Source organism: Nonomuraea glycinis, assembly GCF_014646515.1.
Lineage (GTDB): Bacteria > Actinomycetota > Actinomycetes > Streptosporangiales > Streptosporangiaceae > Nonomuraea > Nonomuraea glycinis.
Genome location: NZ_BMNK01000019.1, coordinates 1 through 21,837 on the forward strand (window position 1 = coordinate 1; position 21,837 = coordinate 21,837).

A 21,837-nucleotide genomic window follows, 5' to 3' on the forward strand; every position below is an offset into this window, starting at 1 on the left:
CTCAAAGGCACTTTTCTCATGTGAACGATCAGCCCGGCTCAAATTCCCCGCGAAAGCCCGAGGTTAACTGGCCAGCGACATCGTCCCTCCGGGCGGTCGCGTACCACGGTGACACGGTGGCTGCGCGGGGCACAGCGCGATGGCGCCCGGATCGCGTCGGTGTGCAGCGCCGCAGGCGGCGCTGGGTGAGGCAGGGCTGCTGGACGGGCACCGCCGTTTCCGCGTGCAGATGGGCACCACACCGCTGGCGTGGCTCACAGGGAACGACTCGCCCTGGCCTGCCGGCTGATCGAGCGGGGCGAGTCGCGCTTCGAGACGGTCGCGCGGCACAGCGGGCTGGGCTCCGTTACCAATGTGCGTGCGCTGATGCGTCGCCGGATCGGGCTCACTCCGCTGGAGTACCGGCACCGATTCGGCCCCGGGATCGACCTGACCCCCTAACAGGCCACAACAACCGTGACAGCGAACAGACTGGCTGACCCCGGCAATGGCGGCACCGCTCCCACCGTCTCTCCGGTCCGGGCGAGGTCGTGTCGAAGGAGAGTGCGGGATACTCTGCCCGCGGTGCTTCGAACCACGTGACCGGAGGAGTCGATGCGGGGATGACGGTAGAGCGGCCGATGCCCACACAGGACGACGTGCTGGGGTACTTCGACACGCTGTCGAACTGGGGGCGGTGGGGTGACGACGACGAGCTCGGCACTCTGAACCTCATCACCGACGACGTCCGGCTGGCGGCGGCGCGGGCCGTGCGCCACGGCAGGAGCGTGTCGTGCGCCTGGGAGGTCGCCGCACCTGAGGACATGGAGCGGTCGACGACGACATGCCCGTGCGCCGCCGACATGCCGGGCGCCGAGAACATGCCGGTGCCCGCATTCCACGCCGACCGGCGCTGGGGCTTCTCGTCCGAGCGGCTCGGCGTCACCTTCCACGGCAACACCCTCACCCACGTCGACTCGCCGTGCCACCTCTTCTGGGACGGCACGATGTACAACGGGCGGTCGCACTCGCTGGTCGACGCCGCGACGGGATCGTCGTGGGCGACCGTCACGGCCGCGGCGAACGGGATCATCACGCGTGGTGTCCTGCTGGACATCGCGAGCGTGCGGGATGTGCCGTGGCTGGAACCGGGGCAGGGTGTGTTTCCCGAAGATCTCGAGGAGGCCGAGCGTCGCCAGGGTGTGCGGGTGCGATCCGGCGATGCGGTACTCCTGCGGACCGGCTATGGCCGCGCCCGGCACGAGACCGGTGCGGTCAGCGGTTTCACGCAGGCCGGATGGCATGCGTCCTGCCTGCCGTGGCTGCATGAACGGGAGGTCGCGCTGATCGGCGCCGACACCCCTCAGGACGTTCAGCCATCGGGTTACGAGGACGTGTTGATGCCGGTGCACGCCGTGAGCCTCGTCGCGATGGGGCTGTGGATGCTCGACAACTGCGACCTGGAGGCGTGCGCGACGACGGCTGCCGAGCTCGGCCAGTGGGACTTCCACCTCGCGGTCGCGCCGGTCCGCTTCGCCGGTACGTCCGGCAGCCCGGTCAATCCGATCGCCACATTCTGACCGCGGTTCACGAGGGGCTGCCGAGCGTACGAGATCATTCGCGTTCACGCGCTTCAGGCCCACGGCAGGCCTCGTGAACGGGCCGCACCTATTCGCGGACGTAGCGGGGGTGGGTAACTGCTCAAAGTTGAGTCGACTCTAGTATGCGTTGCAGCCTCTGAGCTGGCGTTATGATCGCTGCGTGAACCTGAGGGAATGGGCGGTGGCGAACGGTGTGCATCCGCATACCGCCTATCGCTGGTTTCGTGAGGGCACGCTGCCGGTGCCCGCCGAGCGGGTGCAGCGCACGATCTTGGTGAACATCGAGGCGAACTCTTCCGCACCGTCGGTAACGGCTGGGGTGGGTTTGTATGCCCGCGTGTCGTCGCATGATCAGAAGTCGGATCTTGAGCGGCAGGTCTCCCGGCTGGCCGTGTGGGCGGCGCGGGGCGGTCATCGGGTGGTGCGGATCGAGTCCGAGATCGGCTCCGGGATGAACGGCGGCCGTGCGAAGGCGCGCCGGTTGCTGGCCGATCCGGAGGTGAGCACGGTGGTGGTGGATGATGGGGAGGTCGCCGACGATCTGGTGCGGGACATGGTGGAGGTGCTGACCTCGTTCTGTGCCCGCCTGTACGGTCGCCGTTCGGCGAAGAGGCGGGCCGAGGCCGCGCTGGAAGCGGCGGCGGCCGGTGACTGAGCCCGAGGTTGGGCCCGAGGCTGGACTCGGTAAGCGGCTGCGTGCGATCGCCCCGTCGTTCGTTGTGCCCGGCCCGTCGGGTGTGTCGATACGTGACCGTCTGAAGAACCTGACCCCGGCCGATGAGGAGGTGTTGCGTCTGGTCGGCGCGCATCTGGGGTCGCTGGCGTCGGGGGATCTCAAGGTGCGCTGTGCTGACGGGCTGGAGCACTCGGCCACCACGTGGGCGGGGCGTAAGCGGGATCTGACCGTCGTGTCGTCGTCTCGCTGGGCGGGGAGCATCACGAAGGCGACACATGATCAGTGGGCGCTGGCCCGGCGCGGGCAGGCCGCGCACATGCGGTCGCTTGAGGCCGGCGTTGAGACGGTCGCGTATCGTCTGTCGTTGCCCATCGGCGCGAAGGGCTCCCAGCGGGCCCCCGGTGGTTACCGCTCGAAGAGTGAGTGGTTTCACAAGAGGCGTCGTCTGCAGCTGCTGCAGGGCCGTCTGGCTGAGGTCCGGGCGGACTGGCAGGCCGGTGTCGTGCGCGTGGTGCGGGGCGGGCGCAAGCTGCTCAACACCCGCCACCACCTGGATGCCGCCCGGCTCACCGAGCCGCAGTGGCGGGACAGGTGGCACAGCGCGCGCTGGTTCCTGTCGGCTGACGGGGAGTCCGGTAAGCGGTTCGGCAACGAGACGATCCGGATCACGCCCGAGGGCGAGGTCAGCATCAAGCTGCCCGCGCCGCTCGCCCACTTGGCCAACGCCGGGCACGGCCGCTACACGCTGGCCGCGAGGGTGTCGTTCCCGCACCGGGGCAGCGAGTGGGCCGACCGGGTGGTGGCCAACCGGGCGGTGGCCTATCGCATCGACTATGACGTGGCCCGGCAGTGCTGGTACCTGAACGCCTCCTGGACCTTTGCTGCCGTGCCTGCCGTCTCGATGGAGGCGGCGCTGGCCCAGGGGGTGATCGGTGTGGACACCAACGCCGACCATCTGGCCGCCTGGCGGCTGGATCCGCACGGCAACCCGGTCGGGCGGCCCCGCCGGTTCGGCTACGAGTTGTCCGGCAGCGCCGACCGGCGTGACGCCCAGGTGCGGCATGCCTTGTCCCGGCTGCTGAACTGGGCGAAGACCTGCCGGGTTGCCGCCATCGCGGTGGAGGATCTGGACTTCACCGACTCCAGGACACGGGAGAGGCACGGTCGTAAACGCCGGTTGCGGCAGCTCATCTCCGGTATGCCCACGGGCAGGCTCCGCGCCCGTCTCACCTCGATGGCCGAGGCCACCGATATCGCGATCATCGCCGTCGATCCGGCCTACACCAGCAGGTGGGGAGCGCAGCACTGGCAAAAGCCCATGCACGCCCCCACCCGACACGATGCCGCGAGCATCGCCATCGGCCGACGCGCCCAAGGGCACCCGATCCGGCGACGGACGGCACCGCCCCGTAACGACCAGAGCGATCGTTGCGGGCATCGGACCGTCCAGGCCCGACCAGAGACCCTTGGGCGTGAGGAAACCCGCCGCCCCGTCACGGACCGTGCACACGATGCACCCGCCCGGACAGGCACAAGACCACGTACGCGGGCGACCAGCGCATCCACAACCGTTCGGGATACGCGCAGCGATCAGGGGTGGGTCCAAGACACACTCCTGCTCACTGATTAGGAACGGTATGTGTGCTTGGCCTTCCTGGCCACATTCAGATCGATCTCAACCGTTGCGAAGGGTTCGTCCGGCGTTGTGGTGGCGAGCACCGTACCGTCCGGGTCGGTCACCCAGCCGAGCCCGCCGCAGTCGAGTCCCGCGCCACCAGGCGTGCATTGGTTCGACGAGACGGAGTACGCGCCGGAGCACACCGCGGCCGTCCGCCCGCCGCTCAGCCATCGGTCGAGAGACTCGTACGTGGTCGCCGATGACCGCGGGGGCGCCGAGTTCGGCGAGCCGGGCCACGGCGGCCTCATGTTCCGCGACGCTCTGCTGCCAGCGCGCCGCGTCGACGGAGGCGTCGGCGGCCAACCAGTCGGAGGCGGGGTTGCTCGACGGCGGTGAGGCGACGACGCACTGGCGCTACGCCGACGTTATCCGACGGTCTCGGTCAAGCCGGACGCGATCTTCGTCCGAGCGGGAAACGTGTTCACCTCGGCCGGTGTCAGCGTCGGCATCGATCTCGCCCTCGCCTTGGTGGAACAGGACCACGGTCCGGAACTCGCGCGTGACGTCGCCCGGACGCTCGTCGTCTTCATGCAGCGCCCCGGCGGCCAATCACAGTTCTCCACCCGCCTCGACGTGCCGGCAGCGCACGCCGGCCCTCTTCGCACCGTTCTCGACAGCGTCACCGGCGACCCGGCCGGTGAGCACACGCTGACGTCCATGGCCCGCCGGGCGGGGGTGTCCACCCGCCACCTCACCCGCCTGTTCCGTCACGAACTCGGCATGACCGCCACCCACTTCGTGGAACTCAGCCGCCTGGAGATCGCCCAGCGACTCCTGACCGACGGAGCCCCGGTCACGGCCGCCGCTCGCGCCAGCGGCTTCGGCAGCGACGAGACGCTGCGCCGCACCTTCCTGCGCCATCTCGCCATCACCCCTACCGCCTACCGCAACCGCTTCAGCACCACTCACCAGCAGCATCCGGACAACAAGTAACGTGGGAAAGCTCAGAACCGGTCGAGAGGACATCGCCTCTTCTCGATCAACCGATGAGGTGCTCCATGCCGATCCCCGTGGCCGCGAGGGCGGTGGAGACAGACGTGAGAGCGAGCACGACGAGAGCGCACCCGCTCGACGAGGATGAATTTGAGTTCATTTTGGCTGCGGTCTGGTGGTAGAGCTTCACGGCGGGATCGTTTTCGTCGTCGTAATCCCCGTCGTGATAGGCGATCATCTTCGCGGCGCACAATGGGCAGAGGCTTCCCTCCGACACCTCGCTGCGGCAACCGTTGCACTTCGCCATGCTCTCAACCTCCGCTTGTCCGGTTGTCGGAGAGTACCGATCAATGCGGATTTTACAGGAAAAATCGATCTACGTACTCTGCATTGTCAATGCGCATATCCGGCACGCATCGGGCCTCGACGCCGACGGCGCGATGTTCAACCGGTGAGCCCGGTCTCCGTGCCAGGTGCCGGCGGGATCGCTCGGACACCCGCCGTGGCGCTGGCCGATTCCACGAGCTCCGGGCTACCGAGCGGTCGCGTACCCTGCTCGGCCGCCTTGAGCTCGACCAATTGGCTTTCCACGACCTTGAGCGTGTGAAACTTCCGCGCGGTCACCATGACCCGCCCCTCCATCGACCCGACCGTGTCGTTGTACGCCTTGACCGACCGGTCGAGGGACCTGCCCAGGGTGTTGAGATGCCCGCCCATGACCGAAAGCCTGTCGTACAGTTCGCGGCCGAGTTCGTAGACCTGCTTGAGGTTGTCCTGCAGCGCCGCCTGTGTCCACGCGAACGCCACGGTGCGGAGCAGGGCGATGAGCGAGGTCGGCGTCGCGATAAGGACGTTCCTGGCGATCGCGTACTCGTGCAGGGTCGGCTCCTTCTCCAGCGCCGGCTGGAGAAAGGCGTCGCTGGGTACGAAAAGCACGACGAACTCCGGTGATGCGGCGACCTTCCGGAAATACTCCTTGCCCCCGAGCGCATCTACGTGCTGGCGCAACTGCCGGGCGTGGTCGGCCCAGTGCCGGTCCGCCTCGGTCTCATCGACGGCCTCGATCGCCGACATGAACGCGGCCATCGGAACCTTGGAATCCACGACGACGTGCTTGCCACCCGACAGATGGATCAGCATGTCAGGCCGGAGTGAACCCTCGCTGTCGGCGAGGTGGACCTGGGTGTCGAAGTCGCATCGCTCGACCAAGCCTGCCTGTTCCACGGCCCTCTTGAGATGCATCTCGCCCCAAGACCCGCGCACCTGCGGCTTCTTGAGCGCCTCGACGAGCGCCCGGGTTTCCTTCCGGGTCCGCTGTCCTTCCTCGGTCAGGGTGAGCAGTTGCCGGCTCAGTGTGGCCTCTGCCGCGACGCGCGTGGTGGAGAACTCCTTGAGCTGCCGGTCCATCTCCGCCAACTGATCATGGACCGGCTTGCTGGCCGCGTTCAGGGTCGCCTCGGCCTTGGTCACCAGCTCGACCTGAGACTGCTTCAGCATCTGGTTGGTCGCCGCGCGCAGCGTCTCCTCCAGAAGCCGGTTGTTGTCCGAGCGGGTCTGATCGAGCTCCTGGCGGACAGCCTGCACCGTCGCGGCCTGCTCCAGCAGCGCTTGCTTCTGCATGACCAACTCGGCCAGCTGCGTCCTCAGGTCCTGGATCTCCGAGCGCAGAACCGACTCCTTCGCCTTCAGTTCGGTGATCCCGAGTTCGGTGTCGCGGAGACGACGACCGGCTTCCGCTCCTCGCGCCTGCTCCGACTGAAGTTCCACTCGCAGCCGCTCTGCGTCGGCTTGCTTCCGTTGGAGGCTGCTCCGAGTCGCCTCCAACTCGGCGCCGAGCCGGCCGAGTCGCTCGTCCAGGGTCCTGCGCTCGGTCAGCGCGGTGGTGTGTGCCTGGCTCAGATCGGCCAGTTGCCTCTGGGCCCTGTCCCGTTCGGCACGGAGCGCGGCCGCCTGCTCGGTGGCCTGGGTTCGCTGTTCCTCGGCGAACTTCAACGCGACACGCTCGTCCGCCGCGCGGCCACGGGCGATCAGATACGCGATCGTGGCGCTGACCAGCGCAAGCACGATCGCCAGTACGACTACGTAGAAGGAAGTCATCTCAGCCCACCCGCTTCCAGTCCTGGCACCCGCTGGTCTCGAAGAACTCGCCCTTCTTGAGGGCGACTCTGGTCTGACCCTGGATGTTGCCGTTGGCGATGATGGAGGTGAATTCGCCGGAGGCGTTCTTCAGGCGGGCCCAGTAGCAGCTGGAGCCGTCCGCCCCGGCCGTCTTGTAGGTGCCGGGCTTGATGTCCTCACCGACGAGATACTGACCGTCACCGGAGAACGCGGTCTGCGGGCCGTTTTCTCCCTTCGGGTCCACCACGGGCTCAGCAGTGACCGTCTCGGTTGCGGCGGGCACCGACTCGGCCTGCGTGGTCTCGGTCACCGTGACGATGGGGCGCGGGGAGGCCGAGGTCCCGGTGTCGCCACCCGCACCGATCCCCACGCCGATGGTCAACGAGACGATCGCGGTCAGGCCGTGGGCCAGAAAACGCCGGCCGGGCCGGGCTGTGGGCACAACGGGGGTGGCGGGCTGCCGGCCGGGCGGGGTGAAGGGCTGCTGGTATGGCGGCTGCGGGTGGGGGCCCGTGCCGAGGTTGTGATGGGTCATGTCGAGTCCTCTCGCGGTCGGACGTCGAGCCCGAAGTCGTTGACGAGAGCACTGTGTTCCATGCTCCTTGACGACCGCTGAATTCAAGCCGATAACCCCCTTATCAACATTTGTTGTGGACGGGATTGGGGGCGGCTGTACCTTCCTTTTGAAATGCGTCGATTTCAGAGCCGTAGTCGGCGATTCCAGGCCTGAATCGTGAAATTGCACTGTCGCGGGAGATTGTCGAGTTCGACGACATTTCGATGGCGCGATTCGGCGAAATTGCTGCATTGTCGAGGATGACATGACCCTCCTCTGCTCGCCGGCCAGGCCCGATGAGCCGTCCCGCCGGTCGGAGGGCGAGCTCGGCCCGCGGGCCTGGAGCAGGTTGGCGGTCGCGATCACATCGTCGGATTGTCGGTGGCGAAGGATACGGTTGACCCGTGGAACTCTCCCCCCAACAGGCGCTCGACCTGCGGATGTCCAGCCTGCTGCTACGAGCGTCGCCCGGCGGCGCCGACCGGGCGACGGGCGTGGCCGAGGTGGTGACCTGGCTCGGGGCGATGCAGGCGCAAGACCTGGCCAGCGGTCTGTGGTCGTTCGGCACGCGACTGCCGGGATACACCGACTCCGACGTCACCGCCGCGCTGGAGCGGCGTGAGGCGCTGCGCACATGGCCGATGCGCGGCACCATCCATTTCGTCCCGTCCCGCGATGCCCGCTGGATGGTCGAATTGATGGGCGTCCGGGTGCTGAACGGCGCGGCGAGGCGGCGCGAACAACTCGGCCTCTCGGAGGAGACCGCCGTTCAGGCCATGGAGGTGCTGGGCGCGGCCCTGACCGGCGGCGGGCGGCTGAGCAGGTCGGAGTGCCTGGCCGTGCTGGCCGACAAGGGCATCGACACCAGCGGCCAGCGCGGCTACCACCTGCTGTGGTACGCCAGCCAGCGGGGCCTGCTGTGCATCGCCCCCAACATCGGTAACGAGCAGAGTTTCGTGCTGCTCGACGAGTGGGTTCCCGACCCGCACCGGCCGGAGCGCGACGAGGCGCTGGGCACCATCGCCCTGCGTTACTTCCGCGGCCGTGGACCGACCACAAGGCAGGACTTCGCGGGCTGGACCGGCCTGACCGCGGCCGACGCCAAACGCGGCATCGCCGTGGCCGGCGACGCGCTGGCCCGAGTGACCGTCGACGGGGTGGAGACGTACGTCGACGCCGCGCTCCTCGACACAGCCCCTGTCCCGCCCGGCGACGACGAGGTGCTCGTGCTGCCGGCATTCGACGAATACCTGTTGGGCTACAAAGACCGCTCGCTCATGGTCGCCGACGAGCACAAGGCGGCCATCATCCCCGGTAACAACGGGGTCTTCCAGTCCACGGTGGTACGCGCCGGCCGGGTCGTGGCCACCTGGAAACGCACCCTCACGAAGAGCCGGGTACGAATCGCCGTGCAGCCGCTCGTACCACTCCACAGCAGCGACCGGGCGGAGGTTGAGGGGGCGTTCGAGCAGTACGCGCAGTTCGTGGACCGCACCCCGGAGGTGCGCTGGCCGTGACCCGCCGGGTGTTCAGGCCTGTGGGTGGGCGGCGCGCGCCGGCGACGACGCCTACGAGCCCGACATCTCCGCCGAGATCAGCATCGGCGGCCCCGCGGAAGAGCGGTGAGCGTTCGTTCCCGGCCGCGGGTCACTCGCCGATCTTTTTCGCGTAGAGGGTGATCAGCGTGTCGGTCGGGATGCGCTTCCCGGCGGCGGGGGTCTGACGGACGACCTGCCAGTTGCGGTCGAGCACCTGGAAGCGGTTCTGGCCGGTGGCGTCCTTGTCGTTCAGGACCCAAAAGTCGGCGGCCTGGAGGTGGTCCTGGGCGGCTTGGAGGTTCATGCCGGTGACGTCGGGGAGTTTCTTGCGTTCGGCGGCCTGGGAGGAGGGGGTGTCGGCGGGCGTAGGGCTGGTTTCGGCCGGCGGGGCCGGCGGGGTGGCGGTCACGGTGACGACGACGGGCGGTGGGGTGGAGGCGCCGCCGGGTGTGCACGAGGTGGTGAGGATCACGGCGGTGGCGAGCGCGGGGGCGAAGCGCATGGTGGTCTCCTGGGGGGAGGGGCGGGCGTGGCCCGCCTCGTCACTGTAAGTATCGGAAACGTTACCTCGGGCTCGGCCTCTGGGCGGGCGGTTCGGGGGGACGGCCGGGCCGGCTGGATGCGCGCCCACAGCCTGTCCGACACGATCCACGGCGACTGCTGCCCCTTCCGCACACCGTGATCGACAACCACTCAGATCGACCTATTCACTCGTGATCATGAACTCGGCGCCGGCGGCCAGCGCTACCTCGGGGCCGAAGAGTCTGGCCGGGGTGAACGCGCCGGGGCGGCCTTCGCCCTTGGCCAGGCGCTGGGCCACCTCGGTGACGGCTCCCGCCGTGAACGTCATGCCCTCGCCGGTGCGCAGCCAGCCCTCACGTACGCGACCGGACGGCCATTCGACTCGGGCGCGGCCCCAGGACGATCGGCGTGGTCGCTCCTTGGCCGTGGTCGTCGTGATGCGGGCGAGCCGCCGAGTGGCGAAGCCGGCCAGGCCGGGCAGGCGCAGCACGCCAACGATCGCCGGCAGGGCCGCTCGGACGGCCGGGTTGGCGGGGGCGAGAGCCGAGGCAGCGATCACCGACGGGGCGCCGCTGGCCTGCCAGGCCGCGAAGAGTTCGCCGCTGCCCAGGGAGGCGGTGGTGACCACGTCGCCGTCGGGGGTGGTCAATCGCTCGGCGGCGCCGCCGGCCAGAGCGCGTACCAACCGGCCCTGCCGCACCTCGCGGCCGCCGTCGAGCAACGCCTGCACGATGGTGGCGGCCAGGGCTTCGCCGAGGGCGCCGGGTTCGATCGCGACCGACGCGACGGCGTCGACGCGTACGTGCGAGGGCTTTTCCTCGGCCGCCAGTAGATGCAGCAGGATGCTCTCGGTCGCGAGCACGCCGAAGCCGGCCCCGGAGACCAGCGTGCGGCCGGTCGCCGCCGCCTCCTGGTCCATGCTGTGGAGCAGCTCGAACGCGCTCAGCTCGTTGGCGACGTCGACGTAGTGGGTGCCTGGCGGGCAGGCCCGCGCGACCTGCGGCGCCGTGACCGCGAACGGGCCCACCGTGTTGATCACGACGGCCGGCGCCTCGGTGGCCAGCCGCGCGCAGACCTCGTCGAGCGAGCCGGTCACCGCCCGGGCGTCCGGACTCACCTGGGTCAGCCGCTCCCGATCGCGGCCGACCACCACCACTTCGGCGCCCGCCTTTCGCAGCCGCTCCACCGCCTCCCGGCCGACCCGTCCGGTCGCGCCGAGCACCCAGATCTCACCCGTCATGGTCGCCTCCCATAGTCATGGCATGTCGTGTCATCACTATGGCATAGCATGACACGACGTGTCATCAGTAGGATGTGCCGCATGGGTCGATGGCAGCCGGGTGCGCGAGAACGGCTTGAGCAGGCCGCGCTCGATCTCTTCCTCGAGCAGGGCTTCACCGAGACCACCGTGCCGCAGATCACGGCGCGGGCCGGGCTCACGACCCGTACGTTCTTTCGGCACTTCGCCGACAAGCGTGAGGTGCTGTTCGCCGGCGAGGAGTCGGTGCCCGAGCAGGTGGCCCGCTTCATGGCCGAGGCCCCGCCGTCACTCGGTCCGATGGAGCTGATCACCGAGGGCCTGGCCCCCGCCGCGGCCGAGATATTCGAGGGCCGCAGTCTCGACTACCTGCTCCGCCGACGGGCCGTGATCGACGCCGAACCCGCCCTGCGTGAGCGCGAGCTGCGCAAGTTCTCGCTGATGGCGGAGGCTCTGGAGCAGGGCTTCCGCGACCGCGGCGTCGACGACCTGACCGCCCAACTGGCGGCCGAGCTCGCCGTGACCACGTTCCGGATAGCGGCGACCCGCTGGCTCAACCAGCACGGCGACCCCGACCTCCCGGCCACCGTCAACCAGACCCTGGCGGCGATGAGGCACCTGACGAATACGCTGTCGACGTGAGTCGAACGGCTCGATGGGGTCGGGCTTCCGTGCGCCGCAGCACCGCTCCCCAGGTTGCCCGCCTGGCCACCGGCGGCCTGTCGGAGGAGATCGCGCGGTTGCGAGTCGAGCCGGGGGAGGGCGACATCGCGATCGCGGCGCGACTCGGTCCTGGACCCCGGACCTGGTCCGGCAGGAGATCTGGGCCTACCTCCTCACCCACTGGGCCCTGGCCACCCTGATCTGCACGGCGGCCACCGCGGCCGGAGTCGATCCCGACCGGATCAAGTTCCTGGCCACCCTCCGGATCGTGCGCCGCCCGGTCACCGACCGAGCGGCCTTCCCCCCTGAACCCCAAAATGATCTCTGGACCAGAACCGTCCACCAGGTCGGCCCCGCAACCGTAACCCCGAACGCCGCCACCGCACCTACCCTCGCTCCGTCGAACGCACCCGACGCAGCAGCTACCGCGAACGACGCCCAAGCGACTAAGGCATCCACCACGCCGGGCCACCCACCGTCCAACTCCTGTCCGCCGCTCGCGCCGCCAAGCCCAAATGATCTATCTAAACGGCATTGGTCCCGGCCACCAAGACCTGCGTGAATTGCGCCTCCGGCAGCCGCTGACCTGCCCCGCCGTCTAAACATCCGGACGCGGCGGCCTCTTTGCCTATCACCTGCTGTGCCCCCTTCTGGTGAATGATGTCCGGAATCTATCTTGTCGCGTATGCGGTGCCCGACGGCTTCCAATTCGAGCTCCCTGAGGTGGCAGAACGCGGACAGGCCAGGGGCGTCGAAGGTAGCGTGGGCGCGTCGAAGTCCTCCGTCGGACGGTGAGCGTAGGAGCTCCCGTCCCCGAAGCCCTCGACACTCACCCTGACATCGTCGCGCACCCCGGCTCCACCCCCCAACTGCGAGAAGCCGCTTCCCTGCCCACAGTTCAGGAGCCGTTGATGGATGACGAGATTCAACTGATTAGTGACGGTGATGGCCTGGCGGTCATCGGGAATCCGATCGCTGTCGAACGCTTCCTGGTTTCTGAGGGACTGCCGTCGAAGGACCTCAGGCTGCAACGGCTCGGATCTGTTCTCAGGGCCGGGGCTGGAGCCGCACAGGCAGGTTACGAGATTGCCGCCAACTCAGGTCGCTGGGTGAAGCTGACCAAGGAGTCCGCGCAGCTTGTCAAGAGATATGGGCTGATGGAAAGCAAGACTCCAGGCGTCAGCCATGCAATGGTGGGGCGGCCGGGCTCGATCACGTCGTGGCTCCAGATCGCGAAGGGGCCCGGATTCGTTGTGCCCAACCCGGCGCTTTTGGCTACTGCTGCAGCGGTCATGGCGCAGCTTGCGATGCAGCAGACCATGAACGAGATCACCGACTATCTCGTCACGATCGAAGAGAAGATCGACAATGTGCTGCGCGCCCAGAAGGACGCCGTGTTGGCCCGCATGATCGGAGTGGGCTTCGTCATCGAGGAGGCCATGACCATCCGAGAGATGAGGGGCCGGGTCGACGAAGTCACGTGGTCGAAGGTACAGACCGCGCCGGCGACGATCGCAGATACCCAGGCGTATGCGTTGCGTCAACTCGACGCGCTCGCGGAACAGCTGGAAAGCACAACCAAGTTCGTTGATCTCGCCAGGGCGGCCAAAGAAGCAGAGTCCAAGGGACAGGAGTGGCTCGCTGTGCTGGCGCGCTGCTTCCAGCTGCAAGACGCGATCGCCGTGCTTGAACTCGACCGGGTGCTGGACGCGTCTCCGGGGGAGTTGGACGGGCATCGCCTCGGATTGAGGACTGCCCGGAAGGACCGGCTGGAATTCATCTCACGGAGCACCGAGCGCTTGATGGCCCGCATGGATGCGGCTGCTGGCACGGCCAATGCCAAGGTGCTGATGCATCCGGCCAAAGCCCCGGCTGTAGTGCAGTCGAGCAACCATGTCTCGCGCGCCATCGTCGACTTCCACGGGCGGCTCGGGATCGAGCGTGCTCGAAAGTCATCGCAGGCGAGACGATGGGCGGACGCGGCCAAGGAGGTGAAGGACAAGGCGCTCGAGACAGGAGCAGACGGCGTCGATGCCGCCAGGCGCCTCGGCAACGAGACCCTCGACCGGGCCAAATCGACGACGGGCAAGCTTTCCAGCCGGATCGCCGAGCGAGCGCTCCGTGGACGCGGGGACGACGAGGAACGCGACGAGGAAGACTGAGTGGGCGCCGACCGCCAGCGGGCGGTCTGATGTACACCCAGGGTTCAGGCCCGACCGCCTGCAAGACCTGCCCCGCACATCCCGATCGGGCTGAATCTGCGGGTAGCGGCGCAGGTCGCCGCGCCGAACCTGCTTTACACCGCCGACGGTTCCGTGCGGACAGTGAAAGCCACCGAGGCCACTTCGAGAATCCACCGCTACGTGCACCCCGGCGTCAGCGGCAACGGCGGGAGCGGGAAGGCAAAGCTGATGTTCAGCGGCACCGTCTTCGCTGCCTTTTCCGCCTGCTCCGGATCGCGGAGTGTGAACTTCCCTTCGATTCGGAAGGGCTCGTTGTTGTCGATGAAAGGACGTACGGGCTCACCTGAGTCGTCGACGATCTGGAGCTGGAAGCTCAGATCTTCGCCGTTTACCTCATCCCACGGTAGACGTATGAAGCCGGCGACTGCCGACATCGGAACGGCGGGACCGGTGAGCGACCATCCGGCGCCGAGCAAGTCCGCCGTGTCGGACCTCGAACGGTTGGGCTGGAGCCCATCCGTGTGACGGGGGATCTCGGTGTCGACGACACGTGAAAACTGGTTCTGGCCCACATTTCGTGATCGAGACGGTGCCGCCCCCTCGTTCGCCCCGCGCGAGGGTGTCCCGCGTGCATTGATCATGGCTTGGCTGTCAGGAAAATAAACCCGGTGACGTCGACGATCACCCCCGGGATACTGGTCGCCTATGGATGAGGTCGAAATGGTCGTCGCTCATTCCGAGCGCGTGACCCTGCGCGTCGGCGACGTGTTCCTGAAGGTGGACGCCGATCAGGCGCGCATCGACGTCGAGGTCGAGGCGATGGCCCTGGCTCCGGTCCCGACCCCGAAGGTCCTGTGGCACGAGCCGCCCGTGCTCGCGATCGCGGCGGTCCCGGGGACGGCGCTCGGCCGCCTCGGCGAGCCGTCGACCGCGTCCCCGGCGGCGTGGGCCGCGGCGGGCGCCGCCATCCGGAGGTTGCACGACGCGCCGTTGCCGCCCAGGCCAGGCCAGGGCATCGACGAGTTGGCGGCGGAACTCGACGGCGAGTGCGAGCGGCTTGTGACGAACGGCGTCCTGCCCGCCGACCTGGTCACCCGCAACCGCCAGGTCGCCGAGGCCGCGCTCCGGCCGTGGGCTCCGGTGTTCACGCACGGGGACCTGCAGATCGCTCACGTGTTCGTCGACGGCGACGAGATCACGGGCATCATCGACTGGTCCGAGGCAGGCCAGGGTGATGCCCTGTTCGACCTCGCCATCTTGACGCTCGGGCACGAGGAGCGCCTCGGTGACATCGTCGCCGGCTATGGCACCGACGTCGACCTCGACGTGATCCGCGCGTGGTGGTCGTTGCGAAGCCTGCTGGCGGTTCGCTGGCTGGTCGAGCACGGCTTCGACCCGTTCGCGCCGGGCTGTGAGGTCGACGTGCTGAGATCCCGGCTGTGAGGCTGCGCGGGCCCGACTGCTAGGGGAAGGTCCTGTCGGGCAAGATGCCCGGCAGGACCTTCGCGCCCAGAATCCGGCGTGCGGTGCCGCCGGGCAGCGCTGAGGAACGTCAGGGAGCTTCTCCAGCGCGACGTAGCGGTTCCTCATCGTGGAAGACCTTCCCCGGCTCGGCCATCGCGCGGTAGAGCTGGTCCGCGTCCCAGGCGGGCTCGCGCAGATCGAGCCGGTTCGACGCCCGGAACCCGTCCAACGCCAGGTAGATGTGCCGCCGCCACATGGACGGGGCGACGTGCCGCGTGGCCTCGGCGACCCTGCTGCTCGCCCACAACAGTAGAAAAAGGTCGGCGCCGGTGACGTCCGAACGCACGACGCCCGCCGCCTGCGCCCGCCCCAGCACCTGTTGCGCGAGCGCGCAGATCTCGCCGTGCACGGCCTCGGTGCGGTCGTCACCGGGGAAGCGCCGCGCCAAGAAGTCGCCGAACGCCCGATCCCCGGCCTGGGCCGCACCCAGGACTCGAAGTCCTGGGCAGCACCCAGGACTTCGAGCAGGCCGCGGAACGCCTCCCACGGATCCTCCAGGCCGAGCGCGGCCTCCACCTCAGTGATCACGTGGCGCAGCTTCGGTTCGAGTACGGCGCACAGGCGGTCCAGACGCGTCGGGAAGTGCCGGTAGAGCGTGCCGACCAACCAAGCCCGCATCCCGGGCGATGCCGTCGAGGCGGCCTCCGCGCCTTGGTCGGCGAACGCGCGCCGAGCGCACTCGACAAGCCGCTCGCGGGTGCGGCGGGCATCCCGGCGAGCGGGCGGCGGGTTCCCCCTGGAAGGGGCATGAGGCATCGTTTCAAAGATGAGACCATTCTCATCTTCTAGGCGAAGGAGAGACATGGCGAAGCTCAGCGGGTCGGGTGGACGTTCTCGTCGCCAGCGCCGGCGCCTGGATGTGGAACGAGCCCATCGGTGACGTGACCGAGGAGTCGTTCGACGCCGTGTTCGGGGTGAACGTGCGCGGGACGTTCTTCACCGTGCAGAAACTGCTGCCGTTGCTGTCCGACGGCGCCTCGATCGTGTTCATCGGGTCGGGCGCCGCGGACAAGGGCGATCCGGGAACGACGGTCTACGCCGCGAGCAAGGCGGCGCTGCGGTCGTTCGCTCGGACCTGGACCACCGACTTGAAGCAGCGCGGAATCCGGGTCAACGTCCTCACCCCCGCCGCGATCGACGCCGCCGCGTTCGCGGACCTCCCACCGGGGTTCAAGGAGCGGACCGCCTCGCGGGTACCCGTCGGCCGCCTCGGTGACGAGTACGAGATCGCCACCGCGGCGCTCTTCCTCGCTTCCGCGGACTCGAGCTTCGTCACCGGGATCGACCTCCCCGTCGACGGCGGGATCGGCCAGGTCTGACCAGCGACAGTCTCTTCACCGGTCGCCTGTCCGGGTGACGTTACCCCTGCGGTTACAGAGCAGGATGGTGAGCACGGTGCGGGCGTCGCGGCGGCGTTGTGGGGTAGGGGCGAGGAGCGCGGTCAGGGCGGCGGTGGTGACAGTGGCTGTGTAGAGCACAGCGCCGATGCCGGCAGTGAGGGCTCCGTCATGGATTAGGGCGAACGCGGTGGACATTGAGGACTCCCTGGCCGGTTGAGCGGGTGGTGTCCTTCAGTTCTCGGGTGTCCGGTGGGTGTTCGACGACCCCGGTGTCGGCTACGGTCTTACCGTGTCCAGCTCATCCCTGGTGACGAAGTGTCCGGTCCGGTCCGGGTCCGGTCCGGGTCCGGACGCCGGTTGCGGTGTGCGATGACCGAGAGCCCGCCCTCGGCTGCCGAGCAGTTCTTCGCCGCGCTGAGAGAGTTACGGCAGGCGACCGTCGCCGTCTCCTACGCCATGTTGGCGCGGCAGGCCGCCGCGCAGCAGCCGCCGCTGAAGATCAGCGGCCAGCGGTTGAGTGACTGGTTCCTCGGCAATGCGCTGCCCGCCGATCCCGCCGTCGTGCGTTTCCTGGTCGAATACCTCCAGTCACGCGCCACCCGCGCCAGCGGCTACCAGCAGCGTCCGCTGTCGTGGTGGCTGAGCCTTCACCAACACGCCGCGCAGCAGCGGCAGAACAATCGCGACGATGGCGGGCACGGTGCGGTCCTATCCCGTAGTCATCGGCTGCCTAAGGTGTGGCGGGTACCTACCCGGAACGCCTCGTTCACCGGCCGGGTGGAGGCTTTGAACACCGTGCGGCTGAGGCTGCAGACCGGTCTGACTCCGTCCATCGCCGTGCTGCACGGCATCGGCGGAGTGGGCAAGACCAGCCTGGCCGTCGAGTACGCCCACCGGCACGCCGACTTGCTTGACGTCATCTGGTGGGTCGACGCGGAGGAGCCCGCATCGGCAATTGACCAGTTCGCGGCGCTGGCCGTCGAGTTGGGCGTAACGTCCGAGCACACCATGGCCAAGCGCGGTGCCGCCGAGGCTCGCAACTGGCTGCAACGTCACGTAGGCTGGCTCGTGATCCTGGACGACATACCGAGTTCCGATCTGGCCCGCGACCTCATCCCGGCCGGGCCGGGCCGGGTTCTCATCACCTCCAGGGACACTCGATGGAGCACAATCGGGGCGGTGGTCGACGTAGATGTGTTCTCCCGCGAGGAGTCTGTCTCCCTCCTGAAAACTCAGAACGTGGCGATGAGCGATAGCGACGCCGATCGTGTCGCGGCGGCCGTAGACGACCTGCCGTTGGCCGTGGCACAGGCGGCGGGATTCATCAGCGAGACCGGGATGCCGGCCGGTGAGTACGTCAGCGAACTGGAGACGCACGCGAACGATCTACTGGGCGAGGGCCGCCCGGCGACCTATCCGCGATCGGCCGCCTCAGTCGTGGCGCTCTCCCTGGAGCGGCTGGCCGGAACGGACCAGGTGGCGCTCGGGCTGCTGCGACTCTGCGTCTTCCTCGGCCCTGACCCGGTTCCGGTGTCGTGGTTCGCCGGTGCCGAGCCGATGCGGCCGGTCCAGCTCCGGGTTGTGGTGGGCCGGCTTGTCCGGATGGGACTCGCACGCCGCACTCCGGCGGGTGACGCGCTGATCGTGCACCGGACCACTGCGGCCATCGTCCGCGACATCCTGCCGGCATCCGAACGGCGTGCGCTGCGGACACGCCTCCAGGAAATCCTCGTGTCGGTCCGGCCGGGCGAGCCGGACGTGGTGCATGCCTGGCCGGCCTGGGCGTTGCTCGCCCCGCACGCCGCCTTCCTGCAGAACGTCTCGTCAGGTGCGGAGGAGATCGAATCGCCGGAGTTCCGGGCGTTGATCTTGTCCGCCGCCCGCTATCTGGAGCTCGCCGGGCACGGGCGCGCCGCGAACGAGATGGCGGCGCGAGCGCGGGAGCGCTGGTCCGCAACGCTCGGCGATGACCATTTCGACACGATGCGGGCCGCGCAGCGCCAGTCCGCCACCCTTCCGCCCGCCCATCCGGACGCGTTGCGGATCGAGGAAGAGCTGTATGCGCGAAGGGTCCGGCTGCTTGGCCCGGATGATCCGGACACCTTGGCGAGCGCCAGCAATCTGGCGATGGCGCTTGCCGACCTCGGCCAGCACGAGGCCGCTCGTGGGTTGGACGAAGAAACCCTGGCCCGCCGACGCCGGGTCTTCGGCCCGGACGACAACCGCACGCTCATCTCGATGGACAACCTGGCCAACCGGCTTTCGGGTCTCGGTGATCCCCAGGGCGCGAAGGTCCTCCGGGATGGCGTTCTGGCCGCGCGCCAACGTGTGCTGGGCGACGACCATCCGGACACCCTGCGGTCTCGGCTAGGGCTGGCCCGCGACCTGGCCCGGCTCGGCCGCCTGGCTGAGGCCGCAGAGATCGGCGACGCCACTCTCGCCGATGCCACCCGTTCACTCGGCACAGATCATCGTTTGACCTTGACCGCCGCCGACACCGTGGCCGGCATCCTGCGCGAGCGGGGCGACACCGCGCAGGCCCGGCTGCTTGGCGAGGACATCCTGGCCCGGCGCCGGGCGACGCTCGGCGCTGACCATCCGGAAACCGTGGGATCGGCCGTCCTTCTTGCCACCGACCTGGCCGCGCTGGGCGAAACGGCGGCAGCCGAGGACCTCCGGCGGCAGTTCGCGCTCGAGCCGCCGACCTAGACGTCCGGGCACCTGCCTGACTACCTGACCAGTAGGAACGGCCACGCCACGGCCGAGAAACTTGGCCGAGCGCATCTCTCCGCCACATGTCCGCAGGTGAGGACCGACCCGAAAGCTTGATCTTGGGAGCGGCTCGGCCGCTGATCCTCTCTGCGGAGGGACGGACCGGACTGGCGACGCGGGCGGGCGGGCGGACGTCGTACGGAAAGGTTGCTTGGTGGATGGGATTTTTCGCTGGGCGGAAGAGGGTTCACATCCGCCGTCATTCCTACGATCATGTGTCAAGTCGGGCGTCAAAAACTCAGGTTCTGGGTCGTCCTGATCACTCTTGTCCGCTGTAATCGTTGTCAGCTAGGTCTGCTGTAATCGTTGTCAGTTCGGAGAACGGGCACAGATGAGCGAAGAGTACGTCGCCGTGCTGGGCACGGTCGGCCTGATGAGGGACGGGGTTCTGCACACCCCGCGGGCTCCGTTGCTCCGGGCCCTGCTGGGGTTGCTGGGCGCGGGCCAGGCGCCGCTGTCCCCCGAGTATCTGATGGGCGTGCTGTGGCGGCACGACCCGCCGCACGACCCGCGTAGCGCCCTGCACCTGGCGATGTCCAGGCTGCGCAACTACCTGCGCGCGAACGGGACCCAGATCGGGGTCGCCACGACGGACGCCGGTTACCGCCTCGACGCGGGCCGCACCGACCTGGTGCTGTTCCGGGAGTGGACGGCCGGGTCGGGGGCGTCGTTCGAAGCGCTGTCGAGGGCGCTGGACCTGTGGCGCGGGCGCCCGTTCGCCAACGTCCCGGGCAAGCGGTGCGACAGCCGCCTGGTGGACGTCCTCCTCAGCGAGCGCGACGCGGTGACCATCCGCGCCGCCCGCGCGGCGCTGGACCAGGGGGCTGCCGCGGCCGCGGTCGCGCTGGCCGAGCCGCTGTGCCATGCCGAGTCGCTGGACGAGGCGGCGCACGCGGTCCTGATCGAGGCGCTCGTGGCCGCCGGCAGACAGGGCGCGGCGGCACTGGTGTACGACGAGATCCGGCGGCGGCTGGCGGCGGAGCTGGGCATCGGACCGGGGACGCTCCTGCGGCAGGCGCACCTGGCCTGCCTGGACGAGCCACCGCGGCACGACGGGCGGGGCGCCTGCCGTGCCCGCCGCCCGGCCATGGACCACCTGCTGGGCCGGCAGGAGGAGCTGGCGCGGATGGCCGAGCTGCTCGCCGGGCATCGCGTCGTCACGATCATCGGGCCGCCCGGCGTCGGCAAGGCCAGTTTCGCCGCGCGGTTCGCGGCCGACGCCGCCGGGCTCGGTTTCGCCGGCGTCCACCACCTGCGTCTGGCCGAGCCGGCCGCTCACGGGCCGGCGCAGGAGGGGATCCAGGTGCAGGAGGCGGTCCAGGAGCCGGGGGACTCCATGCTGGTGATCGACAGCGGCCCCTGTTCCTCCGGCCGGGTCCGGGGTGTCGTCGAGCGGCTGATCCGGGAGCGCGGCCCGCGGGCCGTCCTGGTGGCCGCGGTCCGCCCGCTCGGCATCTCGGGCGAGGTCATCTGGGCGTTGCGCCCGCTCGACCCCGCCTCGGCGGAGCTGCTGTTCCGCCGGCGGGCCGGCGAGGCCGTGCCCGGGCTGGCGCTGGCGGAGCGGGAGCAGCCCTACGTGCGTGAGCTGTGCCGGCAGGCGGACGGGCTGCCCGCCGTCGTGGAGAGCCTCGCCTCTCTGCTGCGGACCTTCCCCCCGCGGGAGCTGGCCCGGCACGCCGCCGCGAACCTGGGCGCGCTCATCGACGGCGCCAACCCGCCCGCCGCGCGCTTCACCGCCGGCCTGGATCGGGTCTGGCACGAGCTCACCGCGCCCCAGCGGGCCATGCTGCTCAGGCTGGCCGTCCTGCGCCGCGACTTCGGCCTGGAGGACATCGGTACGGACTGCACGCAGGAGGCCGGCCGGCCGGTCCAAGCCGGGACGGTGCTCAACTCGCTGGTGGCGCTGGTGGACTGCGGCCTGGTGCTGCCCTTCGAGGCCGGGGCCAGCCGCAGGTACCGGCTGCTCGACCCGATCAGGGCGATGATCGTCCACCGGTATGCGGCACAGGCGGCCCTGACGGCCGTGGGGCCGCCGCAGGCCGGTGGGCGAGCGTGGTGGGACTCCATCCGTACAGGTCGGCCGGTCTCGGAGCTGTCGTTGATCAGGTCGGATTGTTGATCGGGCCGGATACAGGAAGGCCGCGCCCGGCCGCGAGCAGCCGAGCGCGGTCACGTCGTGTCCGCTGACTCTCGTCGATCTCTGCTTCAGCAGACCCAGACGTCGACGTACGTGCAGCCGGTGCACCCGGTCATTCCGCCGACCACATGGCACAACTTCCGCTTCCGCACCAGGTTCTTGCAGGAGCAGGTCACGTAAAAGGAGGTGTCGGCCTTCGCGGTCGCCTTCGGCACCAGCCTTTCGAGTACCCGGTCACCGAGCCTTTCCAGCATGCCTGTCATGACGATTCACACCTTCCGTGGAGGGGCTGTCTTGATCAGGAAGTTATCGGCAGGGCATACGACCGCCCGTATATCCGCGCTACAGCCTTCCGCTCC

The 21,837-nt window shown here is 68.9% G+C and carries 20 protein-coding genes and 1 pseudogene; 12 read left to right on the top strand and 9 right to left on the bottom strand.

Annotated elements, in window-relative coordinates:
* Nucleotides 1-249: 249 nt before the first annotated feature.
* The 5 genes from IEY87_RS37450 (at nucleotide 250) to IEY87_RS37470 (ending at nucleotide 4,867) form a co-directional block, all read left to right on the top strand.
* On the top strand, nucleotides 250-441 hold the full coding sequence (locus tag IEY87_RS37450; RefSeq protein WP_225277987.1) for a hypothetical protein: 192 nt from the start codon (nucleotides 250-252) through the stop codon (nucleotides 439-441).
* A 161-nt stretch (nucleotides 442-602) separates the two neighbouring features.
* Nucleotides 603-1,559 (top strand): cyclase family protein, encoded by a 957-nt coding sequence (locus tag IEY87_RS37455; protein ID WP_225277988.1) that lies wholly within the window; start codon nucleotides 603-605, stop codon nucleotides 1,557-1,559.
* Nucleotides 1,560-1,740: 181 nt separating this feature from the next.
* Nucleotides 1,741-2,235, top strand: a complete 495-nt coding sequence (locus IEY87_RS37460; RefSeq protein WP_189143597.1) for a recombinase family protein — start codon at nucleotides 1,741-1,743, stop codon at nucleotides 2,233-2,235.
* Nucleotides 2,228-3,886 (top strand): transposase, encoded by a 1,659-nt coding sequence (locus tag IEY87_RS37465; RefSeq protein WP_225277989.1) that lies wholly within the window; start codon nucleotides 2,228-2,230, stop codon nucleotides 3,884-3,886. Before IEY87_RS37460 ends, IEY87_RS37465 begins: the two co-directional genes overlap by 8 nt.
* A 465-nt stretch (nucleotides 3,887-4,351) precedes the next feature.
* Complete coding sequence (locus IEY87_RS37470; protein ID WP_225277990.1) at nucleotides 4,352-4,867, top strand: GlxA family transcriptional regulator; 516 nt, start codon at nucleotides 4,352-4,354, stop codon at nucleotides 4,865-4,867.
* 46 nt (nucleotides 4,868-4,913) lie between these two features.
* Here IEY87_RS37470 and IEY87_RS37475 read toward each other — a convergent pair whose 3' ends face one another.
* From IEY87_RS37475 to IEY87_RS37485, 3 genes are all read right to left on the bottom strand, one after another.
* Entirely contained in the window at nucleotides 4,914-5,174 is a 261-nt protein-coding gene (locus IEY87_RS37475; protein ID WP_189143598.1) for a hypothetical protein, read from the bottom strand.
* Between the two features lie 137 nt (nucleotides 5,175-5,311).
* On the bottom strand, nucleotides 5,312-6,931 hold the full coding sequence (locus IEY87_RS37480) for a DNA recombination protein RmuC (protein WP_225277991.1): 1,620 nt from the start codon (nucleotides 6,929-6,931) through the stop codon (nucleotides 5,312-5,314).
* 34 nt (nucleotides 6,932-6,965) lie between these two features.
* Nucleotides 6,966-7,520, bottom strand: coding sequence for an Rv1352/Rv1906c domain-containing protein (locus IEY87_RS37485; protein WP_189143600.1), 555 nt, complete (start codon nucleotides 7,518-7,520; stop codon nucleotides 6,966-6,968).
* Nucleotides 7,521-7,945: 425 nt separating this feature from the next.
* Between IEY87_RS37485 and IEY87_RS37490 the strand changes: the two genes are divergently transcribed.
* On the top strand, nucleotides 7,946-9,058 hold the full coding sequence (locus IEY87_RS37490) for a winged helix DNA-binding domain-containing protein (protein WP_225277992.1): 1,113 nt from the start codon (nucleotides 7,946-7,948) through the stop codon (nucleotides 9,056-9,058).
* A 130-nt stretch (nucleotides 9,059-9,188) separates the two neighbouring features.
* Here IEY87_RS37490 and IEY87_RS46860 read toward each other — a convergent pair whose 3' ends face one another.
* On the bottom strand, nucleotides 9,189-9,581 hold the full coding sequence (locus IEY87_RS46860) for a PASTA domain-containing protein (protein ID WP_263653084.1): 393 nt from the start codon (nucleotides 9,579-9,581) through the stop codon (nucleotides 9,189-9,191).
* Between the two features lie 201 nt (nucleotides 9,582-9,782).
* Nucleotides 9,783-10,841 carry an NAD(P)H-binding protein gene (locus tag IEY87_RS37500; protein ID WP_189143601.1) on the bottom strand — a complete coding sequence of 353 codons (1,059 nt, stop codon included), beginning with the start codon at nucleotides 10,839-10,841 and terminating at the stop codon, nucleotides 9,783-9,785.
* An 81-nt stretch (nucleotides 10,842-10,922) separates the two neighbouring features.
* On the opposite strand from IEY87_RS37500, the gene IEY87_RS37505 reads away from it, so the two are divergent.
* Entirely contained in the window at nucleotides 10,923-11,501 is a 579-nt protein-coding gene (locus IEY87_RS37505; protein ID WP_189143602.1) for a TetR/AcrR family transcriptional regulator, read from the top strand.
* 932 nt (nucleotides 11,502-12,433) lie between these two features.
* Entirely contained in the window at nucleotides 12,434-13,684 is a 1,251-nt protein-coding gene (locus IEY87_RS37510) for a hypothetical protein (protein WP_189143603.1), read from the top strand.
* A gap of 197 nt (nucleotides 13,685-13,881) precedes the next feature.
* Here the strand turns inward: IEY87_RS37510 and IEY87_RS37515 are convergent, their stop codons facing one another.
* Nucleotides 13,882-14,277, bottom strand: coding sequence for a hypothetical protein (locus tag IEY87_RS37515; RefSeq protein ID WP_189143604.1), 396 nt, complete (start codon nucleotides 14,275-14,277; stop codon nucleotides 13,882-13,884).
* A 133-nt stretch (nucleotides 14,278-14,410) separates the two neighbouring features.
* Between IEY87_RS37515 and IEY87_RS37520 the strand changes: the two genes are divergently transcribed.
* Entirely contained in the window at nucleotides 14,411-15,148 is a 738-nt protein-coding gene (locus IEY87_RS37520) for a phosphotransferase family protein (protein ID WP_189143605.1), read from the top strand.
* Between the two features lie 109 nt (nucleotides 15,149-15,257).
* Here the strand turns inward: IEY87_RS37520 and IEY87_RS37525 are convergent, their stop codons facing one another.
* Nucleotides 15,258-15,617, bottom strand: a complete 360-nt coding sequence (locus IEY87_RS37525) for an SbtR family transcriptional regulator (RefSeq protein WP_189143606.1) — start codon at nucleotides 15,615-15,617, stop codon at nucleotides 15,258-15,260.
* Between the two features lie 430 nt (nucleotides 15,618-16,047).
* Here IEY87_RS37525 and IEY87_RS37530 point away from each other — a divergent pair.
* Nucleotides 16,048-16,548, top strand: a pseudogene (locus IEY87_RS37530) (SDR family NAD(P)-dependent oxidoreductase); the annotation flags it as partial.
* Between the two features lie 15 nt (nucleotides 16,549-16,563).
* Here the strand turns inward: IEY87_RS37530 and IEY87_RS37535 are convergent.
* Entirely contained in the window at nucleotides 16,564-16,764 is a 201-nt protein-coding gene (locus IEY87_RS37535; RefSeq protein WP_189143608.1) for a hypothetical protein, read from the bottom strand.
* Between the two features lie 174 nt (nucleotides 16,765-16,938).
* Here IEY87_RS37535 and fxsT point away from each other — a divergent pair, with 174 nt between their 5' ends.
* The gene (gene fxsT, locus IEY87_RS37540; RefSeq protein WP_189143609.1) at nucleotides 16,939-19,278 is read left to right on the top strand and encodes an FxSxx-COOH system tetratricopeptide repeat protein; all 2,340 of its coding nucleotides are present in this window, start codon (nucleotides 16,939-16,941) and stop codon (nucleotides 19,276-19,278) included.
* A gap of 394 nt (nucleotides 19,279-19,672) precedes the next feature.
* Nucleotides 19,673-21,460, top strand: coding sequence for an AfsR/SARP family transcriptional regulator (locus IEY87_RS37545; protein WP_189143610.1), 1,788 nt, complete (start codon nucleotides 19,673-19,675; stop codon nucleotides 21,458-21,460).
* An 86-nt stretch (nucleotides 21,461-21,546) separates the two neighbouring features.
* Here IEY87_RS37545 and IEY87_RS37550 read toward each other — a convergent pair whose 3' ends face one another.
* The gene (locus IEY87_RS37550; protein ID WP_189143611.1) at nucleotides 21,547-21,741 is read right to left on the bottom strand and encodes a hypothetical protein; all 195 of its coding nucleotides are present in this window, start codon (nucleotides 21,739-21,741) and stop codon (nucleotides 21,547-21,549) included.
* Between the last annotated feature and the right edge of the window lie 96 nt (nucleotides 21,742-21,837).